The organism is Microbacterium sp. JZ70, assembly GCF_053903225.1.
On record NZ_CP096405.1, the window covers coordinates 2,412,243 to 2,430,922 of the forward strand.

Here is an 18,680-nt window from a genome sequence, read left to right on the forward strand (position 1 = left end):
GCCCCTGGCTACTTCCCGGCCTTCGACTCGACGTCTCCGGAGAGCGCGGCGATGAAGGCCTCCTGGGGCACCTCGACCCGGCCGACCATCTTCATGCGCTTCTTGCCCTCCTTCTGCTTCTCGAGCAGCTTCCGCTTGCGCGAGATGTCGCCGCCGTAGCACTTCGCGAGGACGTCCTTGCGCATCGCGCGGATGTTCTCGCGCGCGATCACGCGCGCGCCGATGGCGGCCTGGATGGGCACCTCGAACTGCTGGCGCGGGATGAGCTTGCGCAGGCGCTCGGTCATCGTCGTGCCGTAGGAGTAGGCCTTCTCGCGGTGGACGATCGCGCTGAACGCGTCCACGCGCTCGCCCTGGAGCAGGATGTCGACCTTCACGAGGTCGGCCTCCTGCTGGCCCTCGGGCTCGTAGTCGAAGCTCGCGTAGCCCTGCGTGCGGCTCTTGAGCTGGTCGAAGAAGTCGAACACGATCTCGCCGAGCGGCATCGTGTACTTCAGCTCGACGCGCTCCTCGGAGAGGTAGTCCATGCCGAGCATCGTGCCGCGGCGCTGCTGGCACAGCTCCATCACGGTGCCGACGTACTCCTTGGGCGCGAGGATCGAGGCCTTGACGATCGGCTCGGACACCGCCCCGATCTTGCCGTCGGGGTACTCGCTGGGGTTCGTGACGACGATCTTCTCGCCGGTCTCGGTCGTGACCTCGTAGACGACGCTGGGCGCCGTCGTGATGAGGTCGAGACCGAACTCGCGCGAGAGCCGCTCGGTGACGATCTCGAGGTGCAGGAGCCCCAGGAAGCCGCATCGGAAGCCGAAGCCCAGGGCGACGGATGTCTCGGGCTCGTACGCGAGGGAGGCATCCGAGAGCTTGAGCTTGTCGAGCGCCTCGCGGAGGTCGGGGTAGTCGCTCGCGTCGATCGGGTAGAGCCCCGAGAACACCATCGGCTTCGGGTCGGTGTAGCCGGGGAGCGGCTCGGTCGCGGGCGTGCGCTGGTTGGTGACCGTGTCGCCGACCTTCGACTGGCGGACGTCCTTCACGCCGGTGATGAGGTACCCGACCTCGCCGACCGAGAGGCCCTTCGAGGGCGTCGGCTCGGGGCTGGAGACGCCGATCTCGAGGAGCTCGTGCGTCGCGCGCGTCGACATCATCTGGATGCGCTCGCGCGGAGAGAGGCGCCCGTCGACCATCCGCACGTAGGTGACGACGCCGCGGTAGGCGTCGTAGACCGAGTCGAAGATCATCGCGCGGGCGGGTGCGTCGGCGTCGCCCCGGGGTGCCGGGATCTCGGCGACGAGGCGGTCCAGCAGCTCCTCCACGCCCTGACCGGTCTTGCCCGACACGCGCAGGACGTCGGCCGGGTCGCCGCCGATGAGGTCTGCGAGCTCCTTGGCGAAGCGGTCGGGGTCGGCCGCGGGGAGATCGATCTTGTTGAGCACGGGGATGATCGTGAGGTCGTTCTCGAGCGCGAGGTAGAGGTTCGCGAGCGTCTGCGCCTCGATCCCCTGCGCGGCGTCGACGAGCAGCACGGCGCCCTCGCACGCCGCGAGCGAGCGCGAGACCTCGTAGGTGAAGTCGACGTGCCCCGGCGTGTCGATCATGTTCAGCGCATAGGTGTCGCCGTCGAGCTGCCACGGAAGGCGCACCGCCTGGCTCTTGACGGTGATGCCGCGCTCGCGCTCGATGTCCATCCGGTCGAGGTACTGCGCGCGCATGTCGCGGTCGGACACGACGCCGGTGAGCTGCAGCATGCGGTCGGCGAGCGTCGACTTGCCGTGATCGATGTGAGCGATGATGCAGAAGTTGCGGATGCGCTCAGGCGGTGTCGCGGCAGGCGGGAGCGGAGTCGTGGCACGAGGGGACATATCCGTCTGATTCTACGGGCCGCGCGCCGTCGCGCGTGCCCGGGTCGCCGCGCGACGCGCCGCCGCTTCCGCGCGAGATCCCGGTAACCGGCCGTTCATGCGACGACGATTGCCTGACATCCTCCCGTGCGGCGACCGCCGCGCCCTCCTGCACATCCGAAGGAGACCATCGTGCAGCAGTCCTCTCCCCCGCGCCGCGCCCGGCGCCTGTGCGCCGCGGCAGCGACCGCATCGGTCGCGGCCGCGCTGCTCGCTCCCGTCGCGGCTCATGCCGCCGTCTCTCCCGGCGACGGCGTCCTCATCAACGAGGTGTACGGCGGCGGCGGCAACAGCGGCGCCGCATTCAGCCGGGACTTCGTCGAGATCGTGAACACGACCGACGCCCCGCAGAGCCTCGCCGGCTGGAGCGTCCAGTACGCCTCGGCGACGGGCGCGACGTGGCAGGTCACGCCGCTCGGCGATGTCGTGCTGCCGCCCGACGAGACGCTCGTGGTCGGGCAGGCCTACGGCTCGAACACCGCCCTCCCGGACGTGGAGTCGGATGTCGACGGCGGCATCGCGATGAGCGGATCCCAGGGCAAGGTGGCGCTCGTCTCGCAGGTGACGCCGCTGTCGGGCGCGACCGGCCTCGCGACGGCGGCGCCCGTCGTGGACTACGTGGGCTGGGGCGGCGCGACCGACTTCGCCGGCTCCGCAGCGCCCGCCACGACGAACGCGACGGCGATCTCCCGCACGGGAGGCGCGAACACGGCCGACAACGGCGCGGACTTCGTCACGGATGCGCCCACGCCCGAGCCGCTCGGCGGCGACACGACGCCCACTCCCACTCCCACTCCCACTCCCACTCCGACGCCCGGGGAGCCCGTCGAGATCGCGGAGATCCAGGGCACCGGCGACGCCTCGCCCCTCGTCGGCCAGACGGTGACGACGACGGGCGTCGTCACGGCCCACTACCCGACGGGCGGGTTCGACGGATACGTCCTCCAGACCCCCGGCACCGGCGGCGAGCTCGACCCGGCCGCGCATGTCGCGTCGGACGCGATCTTCGTCTACTCGGCCGCCACCGTGGGCGCGGTCGCGATCGGCGACACCGTGCGGGTCACCGGCGAGGTCAAGGAGCACTACGGCCTGACCGAGCTCGTCGTCGGCGCGGGAGGCGCCGAGATCGTCGCCGACGCCGCGCCGGTCGAGCCCGCCGTCGTGGGCTGGCCCGCGACCGACGCGGAGCGCGAGCGCCTGGAGTCGATGCTCGTCGCGCCTGCGGGCGAGTTCACCGTCTCCGACACCTACGCGACGAACACGTTCGGGGAGGTCGTGCTCGCCGCGGGCCCGGATCCCCTGCGCCAGCCGACCGACGTCGCACGCCCCGGCTCGCCCGAGGCAGAGGCCGTCGCGGCCGACAACGCCGCGCGGCGCGTCGCCCTCGACGATGGATCGACCGCGAGCTTCTCGCGCAACCGCGACCTCACGCCCGCGTACATCTCGCTCGTCGAGCCCATCCGGGTCGGTGCGTCCGTCACGTTCGCGGAGCCCCACATCGTCGACTTCCGCAACGACGCATGGAAACTGAACCCCACGGCGCCGATCGTCGCCGATGGATCGGGTGTCGACGGCGTCGTGTTCGAGAACACCCGGACCGCCGCCCCCGAGCCGGTGGGCGGCGACGTGTCGGTGGCCTCGTTCAACGTCCTGAACTACTTCACGACCCTCGGGATCGAGGACCCGTCGTGCGTGCCGTACCGCGACCGCGCGGGCGACGGCGTCACGGTCGACGAGGGCTGCGATCAGCGCGGCGCGTGGGACGCGGAGGACTTCGGCCGCCAGGAGGCCCGCATCGTCGCCGCGATCGAAGGGCTCGACGCGAGCGTCGTCGGGCTCATGGAGATCGAGAACTCCGCGCGTCTGGGCGAGCCCGCCGATGAGGCGCTCGCCACGCTCGTCGCTGCGCTGAACGAGGCCGCGGGCACCGAGAAGTGGGCGTTCGTGCCCTCGCCCGCGAACCTGCCCGACGCGAGCGAGCAGGACGTGATCACGTCGGCGATCATCTACCAGCCTGCCCTCGTCTCCCCGGTCGGCGCCTCCGCCGCGCTCGACACGAGCGACGACGAGATCGACGCGTTCCAGAACGCGCGCGAGCCCATCGCGCAGACCTTCGCTCCGGCCGCGGGCGGCGAGCCCTTCACGGTCGTCGTGAACCACTTCAAGTCGAAGGGGTCTGCAGGGCCCTGGCCAGGGGACGCGGACCAGGGCGACGGACAGGGCGCATCCACGCAGTCGCGCGTCTATCAGGCGCAGGCCCTCGCGGACTGGATGGCCGGCGACCCGACGGGAACGGGCGCCGAGGCCGCGCTGCTCGTGGGCGACTTCAACTCCTACACGCAGGAGGACCCGATGCAGGTGCTCTACGACGCGGGCTACGTCGACGCCGAGAGCGCGTTCGGGTCGACCGAGAGCAGCTACGTGTACCAGGCGCTCTCGGGCTCCCTGGACCACGTGCTCCTCAACCCGGCGGCCGCCGAGCTCGCGACCGGTGCGGACATCTGGTCGATCAACAGCGGCGAGGCCGTCGCGCTCGAGTACAGCCGCTACAACAGCCACGGCACGCTCTTCTACGCGCCCGACGCCTACCGCTCGAGCGACCACGACCCGGTCATCGTCGGGCTCGATGCCGTCGCCGACGCACCCGCGGCGGAGACCGTCACGACGCTGCGCACGACGCCTCCCGGCCAGGCGAAGAAGGGCGCGCCGAACCTGCTCACCGCCATCGTCCGGACGATCGACGGCGCTGCGGCGACCGGCGAAGTCGAGTTCCTCATCGACGGCGCTTCCGTGGGCGCGGCTGTGCTCGATGGCGGCGCTGCCGTGCTCGAGGTGCCCGCCGACCTGGCCCGCGGCAACCACCGCGTCGTCGCCGTCTTCGCGCCGGATTCCGCGAGCATGCTTCCCTCGGAGAGCGGGGAGCGCACGCTCGTCCTGCGCTGACGCGACTGCGCAGGATGGCCAGGAGGGGCGGACCGCGGTCCGCCCCTCCTTGGCATTCTGCCCATCGTCCAGAAATCCTGACGCAACTTCCGCCAAGACCAGCACAGATCGATAACGCTTTTCGGCACGGTGCGCCCGGGATGGTCGACTTGAGTCAACCGGGGGTAGAGTCGACGCTCAACGTGTGCGATGACCGCGCCAGAAGCGCGCGATCGCAGTCCGAAGAAGGAAATCCACGACCTTGATCCGATACCTGCTCCGCCGCATCCTGGGGTGGCTGCTCATCATCGCCGTGGCGACGAACCTGACGTACTTCCTCGCGTGGCTCTACCTCGACCCGCGCAGCAACTACGTCGGCCGCCGCCCGCCGCTGTCCGAGCAGCAGATCGTCGCCCTGCTCGAGCCGCGCAACCTCAGCGACACCGTCCCGCTCGTCGAGAGGTGGTGGACCTGGCTCTCCGCGATCATCACGCGCTGGGACTGGGGCGTGAGCCCGACGGGCGGCTCGGTGAACGAGCAGGTCGCGTACCGGATGTGGATCTCCGCGGAGCTCGTGCTCGGTGCGACGATCCTCACCGCGGTCGTCGGCATCGCGATCGGCGTGTACACGGCATCCCGGCAGTACAAGCTCGCGGACCGGATCGGCCAGGCGACGTCGATCATCACGATGAACATCCCCGTGGTCGTCGCGGCGCTCGGCATCGTGCTCCTCGCGATCTCGATCAACCAGGCCGTCGGCACGCGCGTGTTCTATGTCACCGGCTCGGCGAGCCTCGGCGTCGAGGGCTTCTTCCCGATGCTCGTCGACGTCGTCCAGCACCTCACGCTGCCGACCCTCGGCCTCGTGCTGACCGGCTACGCGGGCTACCACTTCCTGCAGCGCTCCCTGCTGCTCGACAACATCAGCGCCGACTACGTCCGCACGGCGCGCGCGAAGGGCCTGACGAAGTCGCAGGCCATCCGCCGGCACGCGCTGCGGACGTCGCTCATCCCCGTGACGACGCAGGTCGCGTTCAACATCCCCGCCGCCTTCACGGGCGCGATCCTGACCGAGACGATCTTCGGCTGGAGCGGCATGGGGCAGTACTTCTCCCAGACGATCGCGACGAACGACATCCACGGGACCGTGGCGACGGCCGCGTTCGGCGCCTTCATGACCTTCATCGGCGCGATGCTCGCGGATGTCGCGGTCGTCGCCCTCGACCCTCGAGTGCGGGTGAGCTGACATGACGATGCAGACCGATATGCGCGACCCGCTCGAGCACGGCGACAACCCGCCGCCGAGCGAGACGGTGCTGACCGCAGGCCGCAGCAAGCCGATGCGGAAGTCCGCCCTCTACACGCGGCGCTTCATGCGCAACAGGCCCGCCGTGGGCGGCCTCGTGATCTTCGTGCTCCTCGCGCTGTTCGCGGTCGTCGGGCCGGTGTTCCAGCAGTACGACCACATCGAGCTCGACTTCCTGGCGCTGTCCGATCCGCCGAGCACCGAGCACTGGTTCGGCACGAACAACTCGGGCAACGATCTCTACGCGATGGTCGTCGTCGGCCTCCAGCGCTCGCTGATGATCGCCGTGCTCGTGTCGATCGGCACGACGGTCATCTCGGCGCTCGTCGGCGCCACCGCCGCCTACTTCGGCGGCTGGTACGAGCGCGGGGCGCTCGCCGTCATCCACTTCCTCATGGCCGTGCCGACGTTCCTCATCATCGCGATGATCTCGAACGACTCGGGTGGCGACTGGAGGATGATCACGATCATCCTCATCCTGACGAACTGGTTCATCGCGGCCCGAACGATCTGGACGCTCTCCCTCTCGCTGCGCGAGCGCGAGTACATCCAGGCGGCCCGCTACATGGGCGTCAGCGGATTCCGCATCGTGCTGCGCCACATGATCCCGAACATCGGCTCGCTCCTCGTCATCAACTTCACCCTCGGCGTCGTGAGCGCCGTGATGCTCGAGACCGGCCTGTCGTTCCTCGGCTTCGGCGTGAAGCTCCCCGATGTCTCGCTCGGCTCCCTCATCGGAACCGGCTCGGGGATCATCACGAGCGCACCCTGGATGTTCTACTTCCCCGCCGGCGCCCTCACGCTGCTGACCGTCTCCATGGCGCTCGTCGCCGACGGACTGCGCGACGCCCTCGACCCGACTTCGGCGGCTGGAGGCCGCGCATGACCGAACCCGTTCTCTCCGTCCGCGACCTCCGGGTCAGCTTCGCCTCCGAGGCGGGAAGGGTCGACGCCGTGCGCGGCGTCTCCTTCGACCTCCTCCCCGGCCAGACCCTCGGCATCGTCGGCGAGTCCGGCTCGGGCAAGTCCGTGACCTCGCTCGCGATCATGGGCCTCCTCGCCGAGACCGCTCACGTCACCGGATCGATCGTCTTCCAGGGTGACGAGCTCATCGGCAAGACCGACAAGCAGATGTCCGCCATCCGCGGCAACGGCCTGGCGATGATCTTCCAGGACCCGCTCACGTCGCTCACGCCCGTCTACACGATCGGCGACCAGCTCGTCGAGGCGCTCGTCGTGCACAACGCGGGGATGGGCCGCAAGCGCGCGTGGGAGCGCGGCATCGAGCTCCTCACGCTCGTCGGGATCACCGATCCCGAGCGCCGCATGAAGGCCTTCCCCCACGAGTTCTCGGGCGGCATGCGCCAGCGCGTCGTCATCGCGATCGCCATGGCGAACAACCCGAAGCTCATCATCGCCGACGAGCCCACGACGGCTCTCGATGTGACGATCCAGGCGCAGATCCTCGATCTGATCCGCACGGCGCAGCGCGAGACCGGGGCCGCTGTGATCATGATCACCCACGACATGGGCGTCGTCGCGAACATCGCCGACGACGTGCTCGTCATGTACGCGGGCAAGCCGATCGAGCAGGCGTCGGCCGTCGACCTCTTCGACGACACGCGCATGCCGTACTCGATCGGCCTCCTCGGCGCGATCCCGCGCGTCGACAAGAAGGAGAAGCAGCCGCTCGTCGCGATCAAGGGCAATCCGCCGCTGCTCATCGACCTGCCGGATGCGTGCCCCTTCGCCGACCGCTGCCCGATCGTGCTCGATGCGTGCCGCGTCGGCGAGCCCGAGCTTCTCCAGGTCAGCGGCGACGCGGACCACCGCGCCGCGTGCATCCGTGCCGACGAGATCCATGCGGGGCTGATCGGCGGTCGCCCCGTGTACCCCGTGCCGGTGATCCCCGAGAGCGACCTGGTGCGCACGCCCCGAGAGGAGCGCAAGACGGTCCTCGAGGTGTCGCACCTGTCGAAGACGTTCCCGATCCTCAAGGGCATCCTCAAGCGCAAGGTCGGCGAGGTGCAGGCCGTCAAGGACATCTCGTTCGACATCAAGGAGGGCGAGACCCTCGCGATCGTCGGCGAGTCGGGCTCGGGCAAGACCACGACGCTCCTCGAGATCATGGAGTTCGCGGCGCCCGAGGGCGGCGACATCCGGATCAACGGAACGAGCGTGCGCGAGCTCAAGGGGCGCCATCGTGAGCGCGCGGCCCGCCGCGACATCCAGATCGTCTTCCAGGACCCGATGGGCGCCCTCGACCCGCGCATGACGGTGTTCGACATCATCGCGGAGCCGCTGCAGACGATCGGCACCTCGAAGGAGCGCACACACGAGCGCGTCGACGAGCTCATGGGGCTCGTCGGGCTGAACCCCGCCCACAGCGACCGCTTCCCGCAGGCGTTCTCGGGCGGTCAGCGCCAGCGCATCGGCATCGCCCGCGCGCTCGCGACCGAGCCGAAGCTCGTGGTGCTCGATGAGCCGGTCTCGGCGCTCGACGTGTCGATCCAGGCCGGTGTGCTGAACCTGCTCGACGAGCTGAAGATGCGACTCGGCATCAGCTACCTGTTCGTCGCGCACGATCTCTCGGTGGTCCGGCACCTCGCCGACCGCGTGGCGGTCATGTACCGCGGCGACTTCGTCGAGTTCGGCGACGTCGACGACGTGTTCGACACCCCGCAGCACCCGTACACGCAGGCGCTGCTGTCGGCCATCCCGATCCCCGATCCGAAGGTGGAGCGCGGCCGGACGCGCGTCGAGCTCGACCACGACCTCCTCAGCCGCGGGCAGATGTCCACCGGCTGATCCATCGTGGGGTCACGGCGCGTCGTGCGAAGACGACGGCGCGCCGCGCCCCGCTCGGGACGAGACCCGCAGGTCACGGCTCGCTCACGTTCTCACAAGCGCGCGCGGCCCGCGGTTAGCCTCGATCTCATCTCTCCCATATCCCGACGCCTACAAGGCGCGAAAGGAGCACCATGAAGAAGCAGCAGAAGTGGATCGGGGCGGCGGCCGCAGCCGGCGCGCTCGCCCTCGTCCTCGCGGGCTGTGCCGGTGGCGGCAACGACGGCGGCAACGGCGGCGGGTCCGGCGGAGGCAACGAGGGCGCCACCGAGATCACCGGTGCCGACTACAACCCGCAGCCCCGCGAGAACCTCCAGCAGGGCGGCGAGGCGGTCTTCCCGATCACGGAGATCCCCGAGCAGCTGAACGCGAACCACTCGGACGGCTCGGTCGACACGGCGACCCTGTGGGAGTGGTACAACCCCCAGACGATCCTCATGACGCCCGAGGGCGAGGCGTACGCCAACCCCAACTACCTCACCGACTGGACGACCGAGGAGGTCGACGGCAAGACGGTCGTCACCTACACCATCAACCCCGACGCGGTCTGGAACGACGGCACCCCGATCACGTGGGAGGCCTACAACCAGACCTGGATCGCCAACCGCTCGCTCGACGAGGGCTACATCCCCAACTCGACCGACGGCTACTCGCTCATCGAGTCCGTCGAGCAGGGTGAGGACGAGCGCCAGGCGGTCGTGACCTTCAAGCAGGTCTACCCCTGGACGGACGGCCTCTTCTGGCACCTCGTCAACCCGGCGATCAACACGCCCGAGCTCTTCAACGAGGCGTACGTCAACCAGGTGCACCCCGAGTGGGGCGCGGGCCCGTACACGGTCGACGAGTTCGATGCGAACGGCGGCACGATCACGTTCGTCCCGAACGAGAACTGGTGGGGCGACGAGCCCCTCCTCGACAAGGTGACCTTCCGCGTGCTCGACGACACGGCCGAGATCAACGCGTTCCGCAATGGCGAGATCGACATGGCGCTGACCAACACCGAGGACCGCCTCGCTCAGGTCGCCGACATGGAGGGTGTCGTCACCTACCGCGCGCAGCGGACCGCGACGAACCTCATCCAGATCAACGCGGAGCGTGAGCAGTTCGCCGACCTGGAGGTGCGCAAGGCGCTCTTCATGGCGATCGACCGCGAGCAGATCAAGGAGGTCGTCTGGAACGGTCTCGACTACACCGAGCCCGACGCCGGATCGCTGATGCTCTTCCCGTTCCAGGAGGGCTACACCGACGCGCTGACCGAGGCGGGCTGGGAGTACAACGTCGACGAGGCGAACGCGATCCTCGACGAGGCCGGCTGGGTCATGGGCGAGGACGGGGTGCGCGAGAAGGACGGCGTCCGGCTCGAGGGCGTGCTCCCGCTCTTCGGCGACGACCCGATCGTCGAGGCGCGCGGTCGCATCGTCCAGACGCAGCTCGCCGAGGTGGGCGCCGCGATCACCCCCGAGGTGCGCCCGTCGTCCGACTTCTCGAACGACCTCACGACGAAGAACTGGGACCTCGTCATGCTCGGCTTCTCGTCGAGCGACCCGTACGGCGTCGCGTACATGTGCCAGGTCTACTGCTCGGACAGCGGCCTCAACCTCTCGTCCACGAGCACGCCCGAGATCGACGAGCGCATCGCGAACGAGGTCTCGGCGCTGCCGACGGCGGAGGAGCAGACCGAGGCGGGCATGAAGCTCGAGGCCGAGATCATGGCCGAGACATGGGGCGTGTTCCCGCTCTACGCCGGCCCGCAGATCATGACGGTCAAGGAGGGTCTGGCGAACCTGACCCCCGAGACCTACACGGGCCTCGACCTCTTCGGCCTCCAGCCGGTGGAGAACGTGGGCTGGGAGAAGGAGTGATCCTCCCTCTCTGACCCGAAGGGGCCGGCGGCTTTCGACGCCGTCGGCCCCTTCGCCTGTCCGGATACGATGGCGCGCATGAGCGGTGTCCAGGTCGTCCTCGTTCACGGCATCCGGACATCCGCGACCATGTGGCGCACGCAGGTCCTCCATCTGCAGGGGCGCGGCGTCGACGTGCACGCGCTGGACCTGCCCGGCCACGGCTCGCGCATGGACGAGGAATGGTCGCTCGAGGAGGCCTTCGCGACGCTCGATCGCGCCCTCCGCTCGGCCGGCGAGGCGGGCCCGGTCCTGCTCGTCGGGCATTCCATGGGCGGCATCCTCTCGACGGCGTATCTCGCGCGAGACGACGCCGCTCCCGTCGCCGCCTTCGTCGCCGTGGGCGCGACCGCGCTCCCCCGCGGCGCCGGGCTCGCGCTGTACCGGATGCTCCTGCGCGGCATGCAGCGGATGCCCGGCAACGGCATGTGGCTCGTGCAGCGGATCCTCCGCGCGACGCTCCCCGAGGAGACGCGAACCGACCTCGGCGCGGGCGGCTATGCCCTCCGCTCCGAGGACGCGGCCCTCGCGAGCCTCGCGACCCTGGACATCCGCACCGCGCTCACGCGCCTGACGATGCCCGTGTGGTTCGTCAACGGCGAATGGGATCAGCTCCGCCTGCACGAGCGACTGTTCACGCGCCTCGTGCCCCATGCGGAGCTCATCGTCGTCCCGCGGTCGACGCACCTCGTGACGACGATGCGCCCCGCGGCCTTCTCGGCCGTGCTGGATCTCGCGATCGCGGTCGTCGAGAGCACGGCCGCCCAGGCATGACCTGGTAGCATTGACCCTTGGCTTGCGTGTGGGGCCACCCACACAGCCGTACGACGCCCCTCTCTCGTCACGCGGCAACTGAAGAAGCACACTCGGATGGCCGTCATACGACCATCCGAATCACTCCGAACGAAAGTCATTCGACGTGGCAAACATCAAGTCGCAGATCAAGCGCATCAAGACCAACGAGAAGGCGCGCGAGCGCAACAAGGCCGTCAAGAGCGAGCTGAAGTCGCTCGTCCGCAAGACGCGCGAGGCCATCGCCGCCGGCGACAAGGCCGCCGCCGAGGCCGCCCTCGCCAAGGCGTCGAAGAAGCTCGACAAGGCCGTGAGCAAGGGCGTCATCCACAAGAACCAGGCCGCGAACCGCAAGTCGGGCATCGCGAAGCAGGTCTCGTCGCTCTGAGCCGCGTGCATGTCGAAGGCCCGTCCCGCGTCAGCGGGGCGGGCCTTCTGCTGTCCGCGGCGTTCTGCCTCAGCGCCCGAACGGAGCGCGCGTCGCCACGACCGTGACCATCCGCTCGAGGGCGAAGAAGGGGTCGCGCGACGCGCCCTTGACCTCGGCATCGGCCCGCGCGATCGCCTGGATGGCCAGCGCGAGCGCGCGGTCGTTCCAGCCCGACTGGAGATCGCGGCGCGCGCGGTCGACCTGCCAGTCCTTCATCCCGAGCCGGTTCGCGAGCTGCCGCGACGGCTCGCGCGAGCCCGCGACGCGCGCCATCGTGCGCACCTTCATCGCGAACGCGGCGACGAGCGGCACGGGATCCGCCCCGGAGTCGAGGGCGTGCCGCAGCGCGACGAGCGCCTCTCCGTAGCGTCCGGCGATCGCGGTGTCGGCGACCGTGAAGGCGTTCGTCTCGACGCGTCCCCCGTAGTAGCGCGACACGACGTCCTCGGTGATGTCGCCCTCGACGTCCGAGATGAGCTGCTGGCACGCGGCCGCGAGCTCGGCCAGCTCGCCCGTGAACGCCTGCGTGAGCGCCTGGAGGGCCTTCGGGGCGATGCGCCGTTCGGCGGCCTTGAACTCCCCCGCCGCGAAGTCGAACCGGTCGGCGTCGCGCTTGACGGCCGGGCACGGAACCTCGACCCCGCCCCCGACGCCCGAGCGGATGGCGTCGAGCAGCTTCTTGCCGCGGACGGTCGCGCCGTTGTGGCGCAGGATGAGCGTCGCGCCCTCCTGCGGCGCCTCGATGTACGCGAGCGCCTCGGTGAGGAACGCGTCGCTGCACTTCTCGACGCCGGACACCCGCACGAGGCGCGGCTCGCCGAAGAGCGAGGGCGAGGTGACCGCGAGCAGCATGCCGGACGTGTAGTCCGACGCGACGATGTCGGTGATCTCGAGTGACGGATCCTCGGCCTTGAGGTAGTCCCGCACACCCGCGATCGCGCGCTCGGCGCAGACCTCCTCGGGGCCGGACACGAGCACGATCGGCGCGGGCTCCGGACGCCGCCACGGCAGCTGCGGGATGGCCGTCTTCGTCGCCTTCGCGGGAGTCTTGCGGGGTGCAGCGGCCATTCATCCAGCCTACCGGCGTGTGCCGACACCGACCCGGGAGCGACCGCTACTCGGGGAGGTCGGCACGGGCCGCGTCGACCGCGGCCTGAGCCTCTGCGTCGCGCTTCTCGGCGTCCGCCACCTGGGCGTCGAGGTCGTCGATCCGCTCGAGTACCTCGGCCAGATCCCGCTCCGCCGCTGCGAGGTCTTGGCGCAGCTTCTCCACGCGCTCCTCGAGCGCTTCTGCCTTCTCGTGCGCGCGCTCGCGTCGCTCGGTGGCCTCGGCGAGAGACCGAGCTGACGCCGCGGCGTCCTTCTCGGCCGCACGGACGGCCCGCTCGGCCTTCGCCCGCGACCGCGCGACGGCGGCGCTCTCCTTCGCGGAGCGCGGCGAGTCCTTCCGCGGCGGCGAGACGGGCGCGTCCGCTGCCCCACCCGCGATCGCTCCCTCGAGGTCGACGGAGAACCCACCCGACGCCTCGAGCGGGCGCGTCAGCCGTCCCGACGCGACGGCGGCCGCGGCATCCGCGTCGAACACCGCCGCGTTGAGCGTCTCGCGCACGGCCTCGACCGTGCTCGGTGAGAGCCGCTCCCCGCGGGCCTCCGCCAGCTGCGAGACGAGCTCCGTCAACTTCGCGACGACGCTCCGGCGCTCCCGTCCGAGCTCCGCCAGCCGGCGGGCGTCCAGAGCCGATTGCGCGTCGCGGAGCGCCGAAGCCACCTCGAGAAGCCGGTCGAGCTCCGCACGCCGCTCCTGAGCGAGCACGTTGACCGCCCACGCAGCGAGAACGGGCTTGCGCAGCGCCTTCACCTCGGACGCGAGCGCCCGGTCGTCGATCTGCTTCGCCCGGGCCGCGCGCGCGGAGACGAAATCCCGCGGCGGGACGACCGAGAGCTCGGCCGCGATCGCGTTGAGGGTCGCGTCGGAGTCCGCGGGCATGGAGCCATTGTGCCGGACGCCGGACGCCGGACGCCGGACGGCCGCGGCCGGGGGCGCCTCTGTCATGATGGGGCCATGGCCCTGCTTCGCGTGATCCTCAACGTCATCTGGCTCGTGCTCGCGGGCCTGCCGCTCGCGATCGGCTACTTCCTCGCGGGCATCCTCTGCTGCATCCTCATCGTGACGATCCCGTGGGGCATCGCCTCGTTCCGCATCGCGAACTACGTGCTGTGGCCGTTCGGGCGCACGGTCATCGATCGCCCCACGGCCGGTGTCGCGTCGACGATCGGCAACGTGATCTGGATCCTCGTCGCGGGCATCTGGCTCGTCATCGGGCACATCCTGAGCGCCGCAGCGCTCGCCGTGACGATCATCGGCATCCCGCTCGCGATCGCGGAGATCAAGATCATCCCCGTGACGCTCACGCCTCTCGGCAAGCGCATCGTGCCGAGCGACCAGGCCTTCGCGACGCTCGGCTCGATGCGGATCTGAGCAAGCGACCGGACCTGGCCCTGCGCCCTGCGAGCCGACGTGGAACCGCGCACCCAGCCCACGACGCGGCGGTCATCGGCCGCCAGGGTCATTCGAGTGTCGGCCCTTCTCCTGTCGGCCATCGCCGTTGTCGCCGCGGGCGTCACCCTGTACTCGTGGATTGACCGCGCCGAGAGCATCGAGGTCAACTCCCCCTTCCTGGCCGTGACGATCGCCGACGGGGAGAGCGACGAGTACGTCGCGCTCCTGAGAGAGCTCGTCGGGGACCATTCGGTCACGAGCTTCTGGGCGGATGACAGCGGCACGCGGGTCGACGGCGTCGAGCGAGTGCAGATCGCAGCTCCCACTGACGACCGGGGAGAGATCGAAAGGGCCCTCCGCGCCGCGGGCCTGGCCATCGCCGACCTGCCCGTGCGATTCCTCGCGAGCTGAGGCATCTGAGGCCGCAGCTCAGTTCGACGTCATGCCCTCGGCCGCCGCGGGCTCGCGCACGCCGCGATTCAGGACGTCGATGACGGCGGCACCGCCATCCGTCGCGATGAGAACAGACAGCAGGCCCCGTGAGAGCGTGCCTGCGTCGGTGGAGTCGCCTTCCACGACCTTCCGCAGGAACTCCCCGACAGGCACTTCGCGGACACGACCGAGCTCCTCGGGCTCGCGGCTTGTTGCGCCGTCCCGTCGAGCCGACAGCGCGAGCACCAGGTGCTTCCTGCGGTTCGCGTTCGCTGCAAGCCACTCGGAGCCCAGGTACACGAGCCTCTCGGCCAGATAGCCCGTCTCCTCGAGGAGCTCACGCCGTGCAGCGTCCAGGGGCGACTCGCCCTCATCGACGTAGCCCCCCGGAACCTCGTCGAGGACGACGCCTGCACCGACCCGGAACTGCTCGAAGACCACGACCCGCAGCTCCGCCGTGAGCGCCAGGACCGCGACCGAGTCGGGGCTCACGACGACGTCCCAGTCCGACACGCGGCCATCCGGGAGTTCGTAGGTGCGCCGGTCGACCTTCGTGAATCCGTCGTACGCGCGACGGGTCGCGACGAGCGTCCATTCCCCGACCCGCTCCGGCTCGTGCTCCGTCATCGCCGCCTCGACTTCCTCTGCGCGGTTCATCATCTTCTCTCGCGAGAACGTGCACTGACATCATCGTCCAGGGGTTCCGCGGGCTCCGACTCGCGCGGCCGTTCCCGCCATAGCCAGGGCACGCCGTCCTCGCTCTGGCCGACGAGAACGAGACCGTCCTCGTCCGTGCGCGCTACGGTGGCGCCGACGGCCCGCAGCTCCGCGAGGATGCTCGCGGCCGGATGGCCGTAGTCGTTGTCCGCGCCCACGCCGATGAGCGCGAGCGCGGGACGCGCGATCCGATAGAGCTCGGCGTCCTGATCCGCGCTGCCGTGGTGCGCGACCTTCACGACGTCGTACCTCCCCGACACGCCGCCGGTCGCCCGCAGCGCCGACTGCGACGACGCGCCGAGATCGCCGAGCAGAAGCGATCGCGGGATGCCGCCTCCCGCGATCTCGAGCACCACGCTCGCATCGTTCCCCTCGGGGAACGCGCGGCTCTCGGGCTGAGGCCAGAGCACCCGCCATGCGGCGCCGCCGAGCACGCCGCTCATCCCGTTCGATGCGTCGACGAGGCGCGCTTCATCCACGTGCGCGAGCCACTGCGCCCCATCCGCTCCGAGCGGGCCGTGAAGGGCCGTGTCCACGCGCCCGCTCACGGCCGCGATCCCGCCGACGTGATCGAGATCGAAGTGCGTGACGACGAGCAGGTCGATCCGCCCGACGCCCAGACGGTTCAGGCACGAGGCGAGACGCTCGGGTTCGGGCCCGGTGTCGACGAGCGCAACGGCCCCCTCCGAGTGCAGCAGCACGGCGTCGCCCTGGCCGATGTCGCACAGGGCGACACTCCAGCTCGTCGGCGCTGTGAGCGGCCCGGCGACGCCCGTGAGCGCCGTCGAGCCGGACACGACGCCCACGACGACCGCGAGCGATGCGCCGGCAGCGCGCCGCAGTCGCGCGGGAACAGTCTCGGGACGCACGAGCACGATGACCACGCACGCGCCGACCAGCGCGAGCGAGGCGAAGCCGGCAGCGCCGCCCCACCATGGCACGGAGGCCGTCGGCAGGCCCGAGAACAGCACCGCGGTCTGCGCGATCCAGGCGGAAGGCACCCAGGCGATCGCGGCGAGCCCGTCGGCGACCACCGGCATACCCTGCAGGACGCACGCGAGCATCCCGACCACCGTCGCAAGCGGGGCCGCTGGCGCCGCGATCATGTTCGCCACGACGCCGTACACGGGCACCGCGGGCGCGAGCAGGACGATCACGGGTGCGCATGCGATCTGCGCGGCGAGCGGCACCGCGATCCCCAGGGCGAGCGCGCGAGGCAGCCAGCGCTCGAGCCCGCGTGCGAGCGGCCCCGCGAGCAGCAGCAGCGCACCCGTCGCGAGCGCCGAGAGCACGAACCCGAACGACGTCGCGAGCCACGGGTCGAGAAGCAGCAGGACGATCGCGGCGCCTCCCAGTGCCGCGGCGCCCGCGCCCGCGCGGCCCAGGAGCAGCCCGAGCATCGCGATCACGGCCATCGTCGCCGCCCGCACCACGCTCGGCTCGGGCGTCACGAGCAGCACGAACCCGCCCAGCGCGGCGAGCGCCGCCCCGACGCGAGCCCACCGAGGCAATCGGATCAGCGCCGCGAGTGCGAACGCGAGCCCGGTCACGATCGCGCAGTTCGCCCCGCTGACCGCGGTCAGATGCGTGAGCGACGAGGCCTTCATCGCGGCGTCGAGGTCGGCCGACACCGCGCGGGTGTCGCCGACCGCGAGGCCGGGGAGCAGCCCGGCGCCCGGCTCGGGAAGCCCCGCCGCGACGTCGTGGACGAAGCCGTCGCGCAGGTCGCTCATCACCCCGAGCACGTGCGGCGGGCCGCGCACGACGGAGCCGCGGTCGGCGAACAGGACGAGCACGGCCCGGTCGCCCGGGTCGGCGGCCCGAGCGCCTCCCCGCAGCGCGACGGTCGACCCCAGATCGAGCGCAGCACCCGCGAGCGCGTCGCGCTCGACCGAGACCGTCACGGTGGCGGCCGCCGCGCGCTGCTCCCTGCCCACGCGGATGGCGGTGGTCTCGACCTCGAACCACAGCGTGTCCCGCAGGGGCCGGACCTTGCTCGACACGACACCGTCGATCTCCACGACGCGGCCCGCGCGCGCGACGAGAGCGGTCAGCTCGCCGCGGGCGGGGGCCGCGAACCCGACGTGCGTCGAGACGGCGGCTCCCAGGCCGAGAGCGATCGCGAGCAGGGGCACCGCCGCGCGACGCGCCCTTCGTCCGCGAGCCGCGCACAGCCATCCGCATGCCGTGGCCGACACGCACCAGAGCCCGACCGCGATCGCGGTCGCGGCGTCGGGCCACAGCACGCTCGCGAACGCGGCACCCCACACGGCCCCGGCGATCACGAGGAGCCGCACGTCGCGCACGCCGGTCACAGCGTCACCAGCGGTCGCAGCGTCTCGAGCATCTTGTCGCCGATCCCCGGCACCGCGAGCAGGTCCTCGATCGCCGTGAACGGGCCGTTCTCGTCGCGCCACGCGATGATGCGCTCGGCGAGCGCAGGGCCGATGCGCGGCAGCGTCTCGAGCGCGGCCTGGTCCGCGCTGTTGAGCGAGACGAGCGCGTCTGTGCCGCCCGGGGCGGCCGTGCCTCCGGGCGGCGGCGCGGGAGGGGCCTCGCCGACGACGGGCACCGCGAGCTGCTCGCCGTCGGCGAGCGGACGCGCGAGGTTCACCGCCCCCGAGTCCGCATCGTCGGCGAAGCCGCCCGCGGCGGAGATCGCATCGACGACGCGCGCCCCCGCCGCGAGCACGTACAGGCCGGGTTCGGCGACCGCGCCGTGCACATGCACGTACAGCTGCCCGGGCTCGACCGCGACCGCGCTCGCGCTCGGAGCGGGGGTGACGACGACCTCCTCGACGGGCGAGGCCGCGCCGCGCCACACGCCGAGCGCGACCGTCACCCCGAGAGCGCCCAGCACGAGCAGGACGACCGCGCCGGCGCCGAGACGGGCGCGCGGCGAGCGGAAGCCCGTCTCTGCCGTCACTCCGCCACG

General features: G+C 70.8%; 15 protein-coding genes. 9 read left to right on the forward strand and 6 right to left on the reverse strand.

Features of this window, described 5'->3' with window-relative positions; all coding sequences use genetic code 11:
- Positions 1 to 8 precede the first annotated feature (8 nt).
- Positions 9 to 1,859, reverse strand: coding sequence for a translation elongation factor 4 (gene lepA, locus M1D46_RS11110; RefSeq protein ID WP_282977780.1), 1,851 nt, complete (start codon positions 1,857 to 1,859; stop codon positions 9 to 11).
- Positions 1,860 to 2,030: 171 nt separating this feature from the next.
- Here lepA and M1D46_RS11115 point away from each other — a divergent pair, with 171 nt between their 5' ends.
- The 7 genes from M1D46_RS11115 to rpsT all read left to right on the forward strand — a co-directional run bounded on the left by M1D46_RS11115 (position 2,031) and on the right by rpsT (position 12,054).
- Complete coding sequence (locus M1D46_RS11115) at positions 2,031 to 4,841, forward strand: ExeM/NucH family extracellular endonuclease (protein ID WP_456285555.1); 2,811 nt, start codon at positions 2,031 to 2,033, stop codon at positions 4,839 to 4,841.
- 241 nt (positions 4,842 to 5,082) lie between these two features.
- A complete protein-coding gene (locus M1D46_RS11120; RefSeq protein WP_271171911.1) occupies positions 5,083 to 6,066 on the forward strand; it encodes an ABC transporter permease in 984 nt (327 codons plus the stop codon).
- 1 nt (position 6,067) lies between these two features.
- The gene (locus M1D46_RS11125) at positions 6,068 to 7,012 is read left to right on the forward strand and encodes an ABC transporter permease (protein WP_456285556.1); all 945 of its coding nucleotides are present in this window, start codon (positions 6,068 to 6,070) and stop codon (positions 7,010 to 7,012) included.
- Positions 7,009 to 8,934 carry an ABC transporter ATP-binding protein gene (locus tag M1D46_RS11130; RefSeq protein WP_456285557.1) on the forward strand — a complete coding sequence of 642 codons (1,926 nt, stop codon included), beginning with the start codon at positions 7,009 to 7,011 and terminating at the stop codon, positions 8,932 to 8,934. The genes M1D46_RS11125 and M1D46_RS11130 overlap by 4 nt, the downstream gene beginning before the upstream one ends.
- A gap of 173 nt (positions 8,935 to 9,107) precedes the next feature.
- Positions 9,108 to 10,835: an ABC transporter family substrate-binding protein gene (locus M1D46_RS11135; protein ID WP_324014784.1), complete on the forward strand. Its 1,728-nt coding sequence runs from the start codon at positions 9,108 to 9,110 to the stop codon at positions 10,833 to 10,835.
- A 78-nt stretch (positions 10,836 to 10,913) separates the two neighbouring features.
- Positions 10,914 to 11,648, forward strand: coding sequence for an alpha/beta fold hydrolase (locus M1D46_RS11140; RefSeq protein ID WP_456285558.1), 735 nt, complete (start codon positions 10,914 to 10,916; stop codon positions 11,646 to 11,648).
- A gap of 145 nt (positions 11,649 to 11,793) precedes the next feature.
- Entirely contained in the window at positions 11,794 to 12,054 is a 261-nt protein-coding gene (gene rpsT / locus M1D46_RS11145) for a 30S ribosomal protein S20 (RefSeq protein ID WP_271171916.1), read from the forward strand.
- Between the two features lie 69 nt (positions 12,055 to 12,123).
- On the opposite strand, the gene holA is transcribed toward rpsT, so the two are convergent.
- Together holA and M1D46_RS11155 are read right to left on the reverse strand one after the other, a co-directional pair.
- The gene (holA, locus tag M1D46_RS11150) at positions 12,124 to 13,164 is read right to left on the reverse strand and encodes a DNA polymerase III subunit delta (RefSeq protein WP_456285559.1); all 1,041 of its coding nucleotides are present in this window, start codon (positions 13,162 to 13,164) and stop codon (positions 12,124 to 12,126) included.
- Positions 13,165 to 13,210: 46 nt separating this feature from the next.
- On the reverse strand, positions 13,211 to 14,083 hold the full coding sequence (locus M1D46_RS11155) for a transposase (protein ID WP_456285560.1): 873 nt from the start codon (positions 14,081 to 14,083) through the stop codon (positions 13,211 to 13,213).
- Positions 14,084 to 14,158: 75 nt separating this feature from the next.
- On the opposite strand from M1D46_RS11155, the gene M1D46_RS11160 reads away from it, so the two are divergent.
- Both M1D46_RS11160 and M1D46_RS11165 read left to right on the forward strand, forming a co-directional pair.
- Positions 14,159 to 14,575 carry a YccF domain-containing protein gene (locus M1D46_RS11160; RefSeq protein ID WP_271171919.1) on the forward strand — a complete coding sequence of 139 codons (417 nt, stop codon included), beginning with the start codon at positions 14,159 to 14,161 and terminating at the stop codon, positions 14,573 to 14,575.
- 96 nt (positions 14,576 to 14,671) lie between these two features.
- Positions 14,672 to 15,007 (forward strand): hypothetical protein, encoded by a 336-nt coding sequence (locus M1D46_RS11165; RefSeq protein WP_456285561.1) that lies wholly within the window; start codon positions 14,672 to 14,674, stop codon positions 15,005 to 15,007.
- An 18-nt stretch (positions 15,008 to 15,025) separates the two neighbouring features.
- Here the strand turns inward: M1D46_RS11165 and M1D46_RS11170 are convergent, their stop codons facing one another.
- The 3 genes from M1D46_RS11170 to M1D46_RS11180 are packed head-to-tail and all read right to left on the reverse strand — an operon-like array spanning position 15,026 to position 18,671.
- Positions 15,026 to 15,685: an NUDIX hydrolase gene (locus M1D46_RS11170; RefSeq protein ID WP_456285562.1), complete on the reverse strand. Its 660-nt coding sequence runs from the start codon at positions 15,683 to 15,685 to the stop codon at positions 15,026 to 15,028.
- On the reverse strand, positions 15,685 to 18,060 hold the full coding sequence (locus M1D46_RS11175; RefSeq protein WP_456285563.1) for a ComEC/Rec2 family competence protein: 2,376 nt from the start codon (positions 18,058 to 18,060) through the stop codon (positions 15,685 to 15,687). The genes M1D46_RS11170 and M1D46_RS11175 overlap by 1 nt, the downstream gene beginning before the upstream one ends.
- Complete coding sequence (locus M1D46_RS11180; protein WP_456285564.1) at positions 18,057 to 18,671, reverse strand: helix-hairpin-helix domain-containing protein; 615 nt, start codon at positions 18,669 to 18,671, stop codon at positions 18,057 to 18,059. Before M1D46_RS11180 ends, M1D46_RS11175 begins: the two co-directional genes overlap by 4 nt.
- Positions 18,672 to 18,680 lie beyond the last annotated feature (9 nt).